This window comes from Flavobacterium alvei (assembly GCF_002920895.1).
In the GTDB taxonomy this organism is placed as follows: domain Bacteria; phylum Bacteroidota; class Bacteroidia; order Flavobacteriales; family Flavobacteriaceae; genus Flavobacterium; species Flavobacterium alvei.
In genome coordinates this window covers 200,002-212,936 of sequence record NZ_PQVG01000003.1, presented here as the reverse complement: position 1 = coordinate 212,936, position 12,935 = coordinate 200,002, and the positions used below count along the sequence as shown (strand labels likewise).

At 35.1% G+C, this 12,935-nt stretch carries 9 protein-coding genes; 1 reads left to right on the top strand and 8 read right to left on the bottom strand.

The features are described from left to right. Window positions 1–16: 16 nt before the first annotated feature. The 6 genes from C3L50_RS06260 to C3L50_RS06235 form a co-directional block, all read right to left on the bottom strand. The gene (locus tag C3L50_RS06260) at window positions 17–1,510 is read right to left on the bottom strand and encodes a quinol:cytochrome C oxidoreductase (protein WP_103805306.1); all 1,494 of its coding nucleotides are present in this window, start codon (window positions 1,508–1,510) and stop codon (window positions 17–19) included. 27 nt (window positions 1,511–1,537) lie between these two features. Continuing rightward, complete coding sequence (locus C3L50_RS06255; RefSeq protein ID WP_103805305.1) at window positions 1,538–2,089, bottom strand: c-type cytochrome; 552 nt, start codon at window positions 2,087–2,089, stop codon at window positions 1,538–1,540. Window positions 2,090–2,097: 8 nt separating this feature from the next. Further along, entirely contained in the window at window positions 2,098–2,622 is a 525-nt protein-coding gene (locus C3L50_RS06250) for a DUF3341 domain-containing protein (protein WP_103805304.1), read from the bottom strand. Beyond that, on the bottom strand, window positions 2,615–4,018 hold the full coding sequence (nrfD, locus tag C3L50_RS06245; RefSeq protein ID WP_103805303.1) for an NrfD/PsrC family molybdoenzyme membrane anchor subunit: 1,404 nt from the start codon (window positions 4,016–4,018) through the stop codon (window positions 2,615–2,617). Before nrfD ends, C3L50_RS06250 begins: the two co-directional genes overlap by 8 nt. Window positions 4,019–4,047: 29 nt before the next feature. Further along, window positions 4,048–7,155: a TAT-variant-translocated molybdopterin oxidoreductase gene (locus C3L50_RS06240; protein WP_103805302.1), complete on the bottom strand. Its 3,108-nt coding sequence runs from the start codon at window positions 7,153–7,155 to the stop codon at window positions 4,048–4,050. A gap of 89 nt (window positions 7,156–7,244) precedes the next feature. After that, a complete protein-coding gene (locus tag C3L50_RS06235) occupies window positions 7,245–8,588 on the bottom strand; it encodes a c-type cytochrome (protein WP_103805301.1) in 1,344 nt (447 codons plus the stop codon). Window positions 8,589–8,804: 216 nt separating this feature from the next. Between C3L50_RS06235 and C3L50_RS06230 the strand changes: the two genes are divergently transcribed. Continuing rightward, window positions 8,805–9,194 carry an SPOR domain-containing protein gene (locus C3L50_RS06230; protein ID WP_103805300.1) on the top strand — a complete coding sequence of 130 codons (390 nt, stop codon included), beginning with the start codon at window positions 8,805–8,807 and terminating at the stop codon, window positions 9,192–9,194. A 134-nt stretch (window positions 9,195–9,328) separates the two neighbouring features. On the opposite strand, the gene C3L50_RS06225 is transcribed toward C3L50_RS06230, so the two are convergent. Together C3L50_RS06225 and infB are read right to left on the bottom strand one after the other, a co-directional pair. Continuing rightward, the gene (locus C3L50_RS06225; protein ID WP_103805299.1) at window positions 9,329–9,862 is read right to left on the bottom strand and encodes a hypothetical protein; all 534 of its coding nucleotides are present in this window, start codon (window positions 9,860–9,862) and stop codon (window positions 9,329–9,331) included. Window positions 9,863–10,028: 166 nt separating this feature from the next. After that, window positions 10,029–12,935: a translation initiation factor IF-2 gene (gene infB, locus C3L50_RS06220; protein WP_103805298.1), complete on the bottom strand. Its 2,907-nt coding sequence runs from the start codon at window positions 12,933–12,935 to the stop codon at window positions 10,029–10,031.

The window sequence follows — 12,935 nt, the reverse complement described above, 5'->3', positions numbered from 1 at the left end:
TATTTTTTTTTAAATATTAATAATGAAAATGTTTACTTTCTTCAATAAACGGATTTCTTTTTGGCAACAAAGGCGCTTTAGTCAATGCTGTAAATACTACGTAAAGGAATAAACCTAAGAAGAAAAACACAGAAGATATTTCTGGAATTCCAATAAACCATTGATCACCTACTGTACCTGGCATAATCATATTGAAAAAATCAACATAGTGACCTAATAATATTACTGTACCAGCCATTACAAGTACCCAAGATATTCTTTTGAAATCAGTATTGATTAGTATCAACAATGGGAAAACAAAATTCATAACTACAGCCCCAAAGAACGGAAGATTATAAAGTTGGATTCTTGTTACGAAATAAGTAATTTCTTCAGGAATATCGGCATACCAAATCAACATAAATTGAGAGAACCATAAATAAGTCCAAAACACACTAAAACCAAACATAAATTTTGCTAAATCATGAATGTGACTTGTATTTACATATTCTAAATATCCTTTTGATTTCAAATACAAAGTAGTTAAGCAAATAACTGTTACACCACTAACTAAGAAACTAGCAAAAACATACCATCCAAATAATGTACTAAACCAATGTGGATCTATTGACATAATCCAGTCCCAAGACATAATAGATTCAGAAACAATAAAGAATACTAGAAAACCTGCAGACAATTTAAAATTCTTTTTATAGAAATTATCATCATTAGCTTCGTCTTGAGCCAAACAATTTTTTCTTGAATAAAATCTGTAAAGATTCCAACCAGCTAAAAATATTGCCGCTCTAACGATCCAAAAAGGGAAATTCAAATAACCCGATTTAGCTTGAATCAATTCATCGTGAGCAACAACTTGAGGATCCAACCAAACAAATAAATGATTAGAATCGAAAATGTGCAATCCACAAAGAAGTAATATCACAAAAAAGATAACAGATCCTACTGGAAGATAAGCCGTAATCCCTTGCATTACTCTAAACAAAACTGGAGACCAACCCGATTGCGCCACTTGTTGAATAGCATAAAAAGCTAATACACCAAGAGATACTAACATAAAGAAAATACAAGCAACATATAATGCAGACCAAGGTTTGTTTTGCAATTGATGTAAAACGTGGTTTAAATGTTCTTCGTGTTCAGCTGCTTCGTTTACCTCGTGTTTAACTGGCTCAGCTTTATGAGATGCTACAGCTTGTACTGCTTCAGTTGCAATTTTTGCTTCAGTAGAATCAGCAACTTCAGTAACCGAATCAGTTACTGCTTTTTCAGCATTCGGCTCAACGGCAATATGCTCTACTTCTGTTGTAGCGTGTTCTTCAGTAGCAACAGCGTGTTCATTTGCAGAGGCATGTGTTGCTTCTTGATGACCACCATGTTCTTGTTTAGCTAGAATTTTTTCTACGTCTTGAATATTTTTGGGTGCAGATAAAAAACCATATCCTATTCCTAAAAAGCCTACAACCATTAAGACTAGAGAAAATGTTTTTAATTTACTTGAAAATGTATACATATCTAATACAATGAGTTTGTTCTACAATTATAATTTACTTTTTAGATCCATCACATAAGACGCAACCATCCAACGCTCTTTTTTACTCAATTGATTGGCATGTGAACCCATATTATTAAGACCATAAGTTTCAACATGAAAAATACTTCCTTCGTTGATTTCTCTATCTTTATAATTAGGAACACCCAAAAACTTACCTTGCTTAACAAGATTCCCTTGTCCATCACCTGCATTTCCGTGACAAATAGCGCAATAAATTTCAAAAAGACCTTTAGCCTTTTCTATATCTTTTTCAGACAAAACACCAAGAGGCGATTTCAAGTTTGCTGCTTTAACAGCAATCAAAGCCTCAGGAGTATTTGGATATTCATAAACTTCAAATCCTCTATTTATGGTGCCCTCTACAGGAAGTTGTCCTTCTTTACCACCTTTAAAAACGTCAGCTTGGGAGTAAGTACCATAACTTACTGGCTCATACATATTAGGCATGTATTGGTAATTTGGTTTTGAATCATTTTTACAAGATGAAACCAAAATAGTAATACCTACTAAAAGTGTTATTTTATATATGCTTTTCATATCCACAATTAATGCTTATCAATTACTTTAACTTCTACTGCTCCTGTGTTTTCGAAGAAAGAAATTAATTCTTTTTCGTTATTATTTACTGCAACTTCCATCAAGAAATGGTCATCAGTAGTACGAACATCAGGATTTTCAGCTTCTTTAAATGGCCACAATCTACTTCTCATATAAAAAGTAATTACCATTAAGTGTGCTGCAAAAAATACCGTTTCTTCAAACATAATTGGTACAAATGCTGGCATATTTTCGATATAACTAAAACTTGGTTTACCACCTATATCCTGTGGCCAATCTTGAATCATAATAAAATTCATCATCCAAGTTCCAAATGATATTCCAACACAACCATAAATGAAAGCACAAATGGCTAATCTGGTTGGTGCTAGACCCATTGCTTTATCCAACCCGTGAACTGGGAATGGAGTAAAAACTTCTTCTATATGATGATGAGCTGCACGTGTTTTCTTTACGGCATCCATCAATATATCATCGTCATTATAAATGGCGTGTATTACTTTATTACTCATGGTGTGAATCTTTATTTGCTGCTCTCGCTTTTATAAAATTATCTCCAGTTCCTTTCAAAATTGTTTTTACCTCTGCTTGTGCAATCACTGGGAATGTTCTTGCATACAATAAAAATAATACAAAGAAGAAACCAATTGTTCCGATGAAAATTCCAATATCAACGAATGTTGGTGAAAACATTGTCCAAGATGAAGGAAGGTAATCTCTGTGTAATGAAGTTACAATAATTACAAACCTTTCGAACCACATTCCAATGTTTACTACAATCGAGATAATGAAAGAAAACATAATACTTGTTCTTAACTTTTTGAACCACATAAATTGTGGTGAAAATACATTACAAGTCATCATTGACCAATACGCCCACCAGTAAGGTCCAGTAGCTCTATTCAAGAAAGCATATTGCTCGTATTCAACTCCTGAATACCAAGCAACAAACAATTCAGTGATATAAGCAACACCTACGATAGAACCCGTAATCATAATGATGATATTCATCAATTCGATATGTTGAATAGTGATATAAGCTTCAAGATTAGAAACTTTTCTCATAATAATAAGCAAGGTATTTACCATTGCAAATCCAGAGAAAACCGCTCCAGCCACAAAGTATGGAGGGAAAATTGTAGTATGCCATCCTGGAATTACCGAAGTAGCAAAGTCCATAGATACAATAGTGTGTACCGAAAGTACAAGTGGTGTTGCCAAACCTGCAAGAACTAAGGAAACTTCTTCAAAACGTTGCCAGTCTTTTGCTCTACCGCTCCAGCCGAAACTCAAAATTGAATACACTCTTTTGCTGAAAGGAGTAACAGCTCTGTCTCTTAGCATTGCGAAATCAGGTAATAAACCAGTCCACCAGAAAACTAATGAAACCGAAAGATAAGTTGAAATTGCAAATACATCCCAAAGTAATGGTGAATTGAAGTTTACCCAAAGTGAACCAAATTGATTCGGAATTGGAACAACCCAATAAGCCATCCAAGGACGCCCCATGTGGATAATTGGAAATAAACCCGCTTGAATTACAGAGAAAATCGTCATTGCTTCAGCAGAACGGTTAATGGCCATTCTCCAACGTTGACGGAATAATAAAAGTACTGCTGAAATTAAGGTTCCTGCGTGACCAATACCAACCCACCAAACGAAGTTAGTAATATCCCAAGCCCAACCTACTGTTTTGTTTAATCCCCAAGTTCCAATACCAGTAGAAATGGTGTAAATAATACAGCCCATTCCCCAAAGGAAAGCTGTAAGTGCGATTGAAAATACAATCCACCATTGTTTGTTGGCTTTTCCTTCAACAGGAGCAGCAACATCTACTGTTACATCGTGATAAGTTTTATCACCTATGATTAAAGGTTTTCTAATGGGCGCGTCGTATATATGAGACATAATCCTTTAAATTGATTTTTAAAATTATCTTAAGTATTTCTAACTTTAACGTGATAGAAAACGTTTGGTTTTGTACCTACATGTTCTAACAAATGATACATTCTTTCGTCTTCAGCTAATTTGGCAACTTTACTTTCTGTATCGTTAACATCTCCAAAAACCATTGCACCAGTAGTACAAGCACTTGAACATGCTGTTTGGAATTCTCCGTCAACAATAACTCTTCCTTCGTTTTTGGCTGCCAAAATAGTAGCTTGTGTTTTTTGAATACACATAGAACATTTTTCCATAACCCCACGAGAACGAACGCTTACATCTGGATTCAATACCATACGACCTAAATCGTCATTCATATGGAAATCAAATTCGCTGTTTTTGTTGTATAAGAACCAGTTGAAACGACGTACTTTATAAGGACAGTTGTTTGCACAGTAACGAGTACCAACACATCTGTTGTATGCCATATGGTTTTGACCTTGACGGCTGTGTGATGTAGCTGCAACAGGACAAACTGTTTCACAAGGTGCGTGATTACAGTGCTGACACATTACAGGTTGGAAAGCAACTTGTGGATTATCTGATGCGTGTTCCATTTTTCTAAATCCACCTAAAGAACCTTTTGTTTCCTCATCTCCAAGTACAAATCCTGTCAAATCTAAACCATCCAATTCTTCTTTTTTCTTGTTGTCATCTTCAAAAGTCTCTTCAGAAGAATAATATCTATCGATACGCAACCAGTGCATATCGCGACTTCTTCTTACCTCAGATTTTCCAACTACAGGAACGTTATTTTCTGCGTGACAAGCAATAACACAAGATCCACAACCTGTACAAGCATTTAAATCTATCGAAAGATTAAAATGATGTCCAACAGAGCGATCAAATGAATCCCATAAATCTACAGTTGTTGATTTAACTTCTTTGTGATCCAATGAAACCATTGGTTGCGGATTCCATATTTCAGGATTCTTAGCGGTATTAAATATTTCTAAAGTTGTTTCTTTGATAATATCTCCTCTACCCATCAAGGTTTTTTGTCCTTGAACACAAGCAAATTCGTGTTCTCCTGCTCCTTTTGTCAAAGTAACAGATTGTACATTATTAAAGTCTTTATATAAAGAGTAAGCATTTACACCTACTTGCATTTCTTCTTTTAATGCTGCTTTTTTACCATAACCAAAAGCCAAGCCTACAGTACCTACAGCTTGTCCTGGCTGAACGATAACAGGAACATTTTCTAATGTTACTCCATCTGCCGTTTTGATAGTAGCATAACTTCCGTTCAAACCTCCGTTAGCAACAATTTCGTTTGATAATTCCAAAATTTTAGCGTCAGCATTCGAAACCGTAACATAGTTATCCCAAGAAACTCTTGTAATTGGATCTGGAAATTCTTGCAACCAAGGATTGTTTGCTTGTTGACCATCCCCTAAACCTGTTTTAGTATATAAAACCAACTCTAAGTTTGAAGATGCTTTTGCACGAGACAAAGCACTTGCAGCAGCTGTATAATCAGCAGAACCGGCGCTTGCAGAAGAAATTGCTCCTACATAGAATCCATCGTGCAATACTTGATTCCAAGAAGAACCAGCGATTACAGAAGAAGCTACTGATTTTAAATAATTATAATACGTTCCAGGAATACCATTCAATGACAATAAAACATCTTGAAATTGTTTAGTATCAAATAAAGGACGAATCGTTGGTTGAGTCAAACTATAAGTTCCTTTTGTAATAACTACATCTCCCCAAGATTCTAAATAATGAGGTGCAGCAGCAGCAATTGTAGAAACGGCAGCAGTCTCATCCTCTTTCATAGAGAAGCAAACAGAAAGATTTACTTTTTTCAATCCTTCAACAAAATCTTTTGAATTTGATAAAGAATAAACTGGATTCACTCCACTCATTATCAAAGTATGAACGCCTCCTGATTTCATAGAAGCAACCAACTGAGATACTGATAAATTAGATCCTTTTCTAATTTGTCTAGTTCCAACAGTTGAAAAAGATTCACTTGCTAATTTTTGATTGATGGCCAAAACCAACAATTGTGCGTTTTTATCTTGAATACCAGAAACTAAAACACCTTTACTTCCTGCTTTTGCAAGTTCTTGAGCAATTTTAGTAACTTCAGCTTTTAATTTTGCATCCAATGATACTGGAACCGAAGCACCAACAATTGTATTATATATAAGGACTAATGCTTGTTTTTGATTAGCGGTTGAAATTGCAACACGTTTATCAGCAGCAGCACCAGACAAAGTCATATTAGCTTCTAACTGGAAATGACGAGATATTTTTTGATTTCCTTTTGGTCCTTGTGGAATTCTTCCTTTTGCATAGCCGGAGTCATAATTCCCACCTTGCCAATCTCCTAAGAAATCTGCACCAACAGAAACAATAACCGAAGCTTTTGAAAAGTCATAATCAACCAAAGCTCTTTCTCCATAAACTGCTTCGAACGCATCTAATGTTTCTGATTCAGAAACAGCATCGTAAACAACGTGTTTTGCGTTTGGATTTTTACTAAGAAATTCAGCAATCAACTTTTCGGTTGAAGGACTTGCTAAAGTACTAGTCAAAAGAGCAACAGTGCCTCCTTTAGCTTTAGCATCAGCCAAACTTGATTTTAATTTTGAATCCACTTCAACCCAAGTAGCATTTTTACCTGCAATTTTTGGTTGTTTCAAACGCATACTATCATATAATGACAATACTGACGCATGGATTCTAGCATTGGCGGCAAATTTTGCACCAGGCATTGTATTATTATCAATTTTGATAGGACGCCCTTCACGAGTTTTTACTAACAGATTAGCAAAATCGTAACCATCAAAAACTGTAGTTGCATAATAATCTGCAATTCCAGGAATAATTTGTTCTGGTTGAACCACGTAAGGTATTGACATATGTACAGGACCTTCGCAAGCTGCAAGTGTGGCTGCCGCTGTGGTAAACCCAACGTACTTTAAAAAGTCACGACGTGTTGTAGCAGAAGATGACAAACTATCGCCATTTCCTAAAAATTCATCAGTAGGAATTTCTTCAACAAATTCGTTATTTCTAAGCGCCTCAACAATAGAGCTATTTCCGTCTAGCTCTTCAACACTTTTCCAGTATTTTTTGTTTGATGACATATTCTATAAATATTGTTTATTGTTTTTGGTTTTTGGTTTTTGGTTTGAAACTACAAACTACAAACCAAAGACTTTCTTTTTAGCTTTTTTTAATAATGACATTTACCACATTCCAAACCTCCCATTTGCGCTGCAGTCAATTTATCTACACCGTATTTTTTAGAAAGTTGTTCGTGAATTTTGGTATAATACTCATTCCCTTCCATTTTTACTTCAGTTTTTCTATGACAATCTACACACCATTTCATCGTTAGTGGCGCAAATTGTTTTTGAACTTCATAAGTTTGAACTGGACCATGACAGGTTTGACATTCAACTCCAGCAACATTAACGTGTTGTGAGTGATTGAAGTAAACAAAACTTTGCAAGTTATGAATACGAACCCACTTTACAGGTTCTGTTTTTCCGGTATATTTTTGATTGTCTTTATCCCAACCTACCGCTTTGTATAGTTTTGCAATCTCTTTGTCGTAAAAATCTTTAGAATACTCAGCAGTTGCAGTAGTGTCAGAAACTTCAGAAATGTTCTTGTGACAGTTCATACACACATTCAAAGATGGAATTCCAGCAGATTTTCCAACCCTTGCAGCCGAGTGGCAGTAATTACAATTGATTCCGTTACTTCCTGCGTGAATTCTGTGAGAATAATGTATAGGTTGAATTGGAGAGTAATCTTGATCAACACCTACTTGCATAAAGTAACCATAAACAAAGTAAGCACCTGACAACATTAAGAATATTACAGAAACCAAAACTAAAAATTGATTTTTAACAAATGCTTTCCAAATGGATATTTTAGGCTCTTTTAAAACCACATCAATTCCATTTGCAGAAGCCACTTTTCTTAAAACATTGTTTACCAAAACTAGCATTACAATAAGTATTGCCATTACTAAACACAAAGCACCAAGAATTACATTGTTTGAAATTCCACCAGTATTTGCATCAGTTCCCGGAACTTTCTCTCCACCAACTGGAGCAGCAGGAGCAGCAGCTTTTTCTTCCATTGTGTAAGCGATGATATTATCAATATCAGCTTCCGACAATTGAGGAAAAGCAGTCATTGGAATTTTGTTATTAGCTTCAAAAACTTTTACTGCCTGAGCATCACCTGATTTAATTAAATCAGAACTGTTATGAACCCATTTGTAAATCCAAGCTTTTTCATACTTAGCTCCAACACCTCTAAGAGCTGGACCAGTTGCTTTGGCATCAAGTTTGTGACATGCAGCACAATTTGTATTGAAAATTTCTTTTCCTTTTACTGCATCTCCACCAGAACTAGCTGCAGGAGCTGCAGTAGCATCTGCCGGAGTTGCTGTTGCAGCTGGAGCCGCTTCTTGCGCATAAGAACTTAACGATAAACTTAGCATTAAAGCTAAACTTAAATATAATTTTCTTGTAATCGAATTATGGTAACCCACCTTTTTCATATAGTTTAGTGATTATCTACAATATTGAATATGACTTTTTGTAAACATAAAATATGACAAAAATCATTTTTCTTAAAATATTCGACAAAAATACACTTTATGTGTTATTCTCAAAACCTTAAAATAGTCTTAAATATAATTTATACCAATTCTAAATAAGCGCCTTTCGTTTGAATTATTTATTAAACACTATTTTTGCATAAAAACACTATCACTATGAGAAATATAACCCCTATCAAAGCCATACTAACCTTCTTATTCCTTGGCTTTTATTCGCATTATGCCATAGCTCAAGACCAAAATAACACAGTAAATCAAGACCCCAAATTTGAACAATTACTGAATGAAAAAAGAAAAATAAATGCTTCGCTTACTGTAAATGACTCCTATAAAATTCAAATTTATACAGGCACTAGCGAAATTGCTAAAAAAACTTTGACCGAATTCAGGCAGGAATTCAAAGATATTGATGCTACAATTATCTTTAATACGCCAAATTATAAAGTTTGGGTTGGCAATTACAAAACCAGAATCGAAGCTGAAAAAACTTTGGCAGACATTAAAGACAGATACAAAAATGTACTTTTGATAAAGCCGAGTAGATAGATTTTCTGATTAATTCTAACAAAAAAAGCAACTCCAATTGGGTTGCTTTTTTTGTTTGTGTTTCATGCTACAGAATGCAATTTTAAGCTAATGTTTACGAGATATTTTCGTTATACCTAAAATAGTTTGATTTCCTATTTTGGACTTTCAATTACAACAACTTTGTGAGTTGCACGAAGTACGTTTTCAATGTATCTAACTTTATCAGTAGGTTTTGGTTTAGTTAATGTATCAATAGTTATATGATCATTTATTATTCCATCAATATAATTGACTCCCAACTCAGTAAATTTTAAATCATAAAAGGGTATTGTTCTATTATCAATCGCTCCAAAAGTATCAAGTTTAATCTTATATAATTGTTTCATTTCATAATCTATGTTTTTGGTTTTAGTCATATAAAACGAGATGTATCTACTTTTTATTTTTTCATCAAAGCTAGTTGTTATAGTATCTAAAACTCCTTTATATTCTATTTTACCATTATATAATTTATTTACATATACAGTGTCAGGAAAAACAAACTTTACAAAAGCTGTAGTTTCAGTTAAGTTTTTAGTTCTTCTTTTTTCTATAAGCTTATCCCTCTTACAGGAAAACACAAGCGATAAAATACTAATTAAGAATATTAATATTATCTTGTTTTGATTTTTATTAGGTTCCAACATTTTCAACTTAATTTTACACAAATAGTGCAGAATTACTTTCTGTGCTATTTCTAATTGAATCTAAACAAATCTACTAAAAATTCCTGTTATTTGAGAAAAACAATAACTGCCATTTAAAACAAAAAAAATCCCGATTGCTCGGGATTTTTATATAATAATCGAAATTTTATTTCAATTTCTTTTTGATAGCTACTTCGTGGAAGGCTTCGATAACGTCTCTTTCTTCGATGTCGTTGTATCCTTTTATTTGAATACCACAATCGTACCCTTTGGCAACTTCTTTCACGTCGTCTTTGAAACGTTTCAAGGCGATTAGCTCACCTGTGTGAACCACAACACCTTCGCGAATAATTCTGATTTTGGCATTTCTTAGAATTTTTCCATCCACAACCATACATCCTGCAATGGTACCTACTTTAGAGATTTTAAACAACTCTCTAATTTCGGCAGTACCAAGCACTTCTTCTTTCATTTCTGGTGCCAACATTCCTTCCATCGCATCTTTCAAGTCGTCGATTGCGGCGTAAATGATAGAATAGTAACGGATATCAATTTCTTCTTTGTCGGCTAATTGTCTTGCATTTCCAGCAGGACGAACATTAAATCCAATGATGATCGCATCCGAAGCAGAAGCCAACATAACATCGGTTTCAGTAATCGCTCCAACTCCTTTATGAATAATATTAATTTGGATTTCGTCAGTCGAAAGTTTAGAGAACGAATCAGACAAGGCTTCAACAGAACCATCTACGTCACCTTTAAGAATGATGTTCAATTCTTTAAATTGACCCAAAGCGATTCGACGTCCAATTTCATCTAAAGTAATGTGTCGTTGTGTACGAACAGATTGTTCACGCATCAATTGAGAACGTTTGGCCGCAATTTGTTTGGCTTCTTTTTCGTCTTCAAAAACATTGAACTTATCACCAGCAGTTGCAGCACCATCTAAACCTAATACAGATACAGGTGTAGAAGGTCCAGCTTCTTTAACAATATTTCCACGTTCATCATGCATCGCTTTAATCTTACCGTGATGTTTTCCTGCCAACATGTAATCTCCAACTCTTAGAGTTCCGTGTTGTACTAATATGGTAGAAACATATCCTTTCCCTTTATCTAAATAAGCTTCAACAACAGTTCCTTGTGCCGCTTTATTAGGATTAGATTTCAAATCTAAAAGTTCTGCTTCTAATAATACTTTTTCTAATAATTCTTTAACACCCATCCCGAATTTAGCTGAAATATCGTGTGATTGAATTTTTCCTCCCCAATCTTCAACCAATAAATTCATACCTGCTAATTTTTCTTTTATTTTTTCAACATTAGCATTTGGTTTATCAATCTTATTGATAGCAAATATAATTGGAACACCAGCAGCTTGAGCGTGAGAAATGGCCTCTTTGGTTTGTGGCATAATATCATCATCGGCAGCTACTACAATAATAGCGATATCGGTAACTTGAGCACCACGCGCACGCATTGCGGTAAACGCTTCGTGACCTGGTGTATCAAGGAAAGCAATTTTTTGACCGTCTTCCAAAGTTACTCCGTAAGCACCAATGTGCTGTGTAATTCCTCCTGACTCACCTGCGATAACATTTTCCTTACGAATATAATCCAATAAAGATGTTTTACCGTGATCTACGTGACCCATTACAGTAACGATAGGAGCTCTGAAAACTAAATCTTCTTCTTTGTCTTCAACAACTTGAATCGCTTCTTCAATATCAACAGTGATAAATTCTACTTCATAGCCAAATTCATCCGCAACAATGGTTAGCGTTTCTGCATCAAGACGCTGATTCATGGTAACCATAATTCCAAGTGACATACAAGTTCCAATCACTTTAGTAATTGGCACATCCATCATAATAGCGATTTCACCAACAGTTACAAACTCTGTAACTTTAATGGTTTTGCTACCTTCATCTAATGCTCTTTGTTCATCATCGGACTTTTGACGGTGTGTATCTCTTTTATCTCTTCTATATTTTGCTGCTTTCGATTTACCACCTTTTCCTTGTAGTTTCTCTAAAGTCTCTCTAATTTGATTTTTAACTTCTTCTTCGGTAGGCTCAACTTTAGCAACAATAGCAGGTCTCGCTCCTTTTACGAAGCCAGGTCTTGCACCTCTGTTAGCATTAAATCCTCCACCACCTCCAGCATTTGGAGTGATTTTATTTGGATTTGGTGCTCCGGGAACTCCAGGCGTTGCTGGTGGTCTTGGCGCACCTGGTTTTGGAGCAATCCTTTTTCTTTTATTTTTGTTGGCATTATTTGCCGCACTTCCAGGAGCTCCAGGAGTTCCGGGTTTGTTAGGCGTGATTTTTGGCTCTTCTTTTTTCTTTTTAGGTTTATTAAATTGAGATAAATCAATGGTTTGCCCCGTTAAAGTAGCACCAGATAATTTTTGGTATTTTGTTGTGATTGTTTCTTCAGCAGGCACTTCGTTTACTTGAGGAGTTGCTGCTTTAGGAGCTACAGCTTCCGTTTTAATCTCTTTAGCTTCAGCAACAGGCTTATTCACTATTGCTTCAGGAATCACTTTTTCTTGAACTGGTTCTTTTGGAAGAGTCACTTTTAACGGAGTCTCTTTTTGAATTGGTTCGCTTAGAATAGGTTTTGCTTGAGGAATTTCGGCTACTGGAACTGGTGGTGGAGTTTTTTCAACAACTGGTTCAGGTGTTGGAGTTGGAATTACTTTTTTTGGATTAAGATCAATTTTTCCAACGTGAACTGGCCCAGAGATAGTACCCTTAGCTCTGATGACTTCTTGACTTTTTTGACGCTCTTCATCCTGTTTGCGTTTGTCTTCAACTTCTTTTTCTCGTTCAATACGCAATGCTTCTTTCTCTTTCCTTTTCTCTTCCCCTACTTCTTTGGAAGCCTCTTTATTCCCCTTGTCGCCAGCAAATTGATTTTGCAGGATATTGAATTCTGCTTCAGAAATTTTTGTGTTAGGATTTGATTCAACAGAAACCCCCTTATCTTTAAGACATTCCACAGCTCTTTCTAAAGAAATATTTAATTCCCTCAAAACTTTGTTTATTCTAATAACTTTCTCTTCAGACAT

Coding starts and splice junctions, on each gene's coding strand:
- C3L50_RS06225 (WP_103805299.1), bottom strand. CDS start 9,862: ATGTTGGAACCTAATAAAAATCAAAACAAGATAATATTAATATTCTTA.
- C3L50_RS06235 (WP_103805301.1), bottom strand. CDS start 8,588: ATGAAAAAGGTGGGTTACCATAATTCGATTACAAGAAAATTATATTTA.
- nrfD (WP_103805303.1), bottom strand. CDS start 4,018: ATGTCTCATATATACGACGCGCCCATTAGAAAACCTTTAATCATAGGT.
- C3L50_RS06250 (WP_103805304.1), bottom strand. CDS start 2,622: ATGAGTAATAAAGTAATACACGCCATTTATAATGACGATGATATATTG.
- C3L50_RS06240 (WP_103805302.1), bottom strand. CDS start 7,155: ATGTCATCAAACAAAAAATACTGGAAAAGTGTTGAAGAGCTAGACGGA.
- C3L50_RS06255 (WP_103805305.1), bottom strand. CDS start 2,089: ATGAAAAGCATATATAAAATAACACTTTTAGTAGGTATTACTATTTTG.
- infB (WP_103805298.1), bottom strand. CDS start 12,935: ATGTCTGAAGAGAAAGTTATTAGAATAAACAAAGTTTTGAGGGAATTA.
- C3L50_RS06230 (WP_103805300.1), top strand. CDS start 8,805: ATGAGAAATATAACCCCTATCAAAGCCATACTAACCTTCTTATTCCTT.
- C3L50_RS06260 (WP_103805306.1), bottom strand. CDS start 1,510: ATGTATACATTTTCAAGTAAATTAAAAACATTTTCTCTAGTCTTAATG.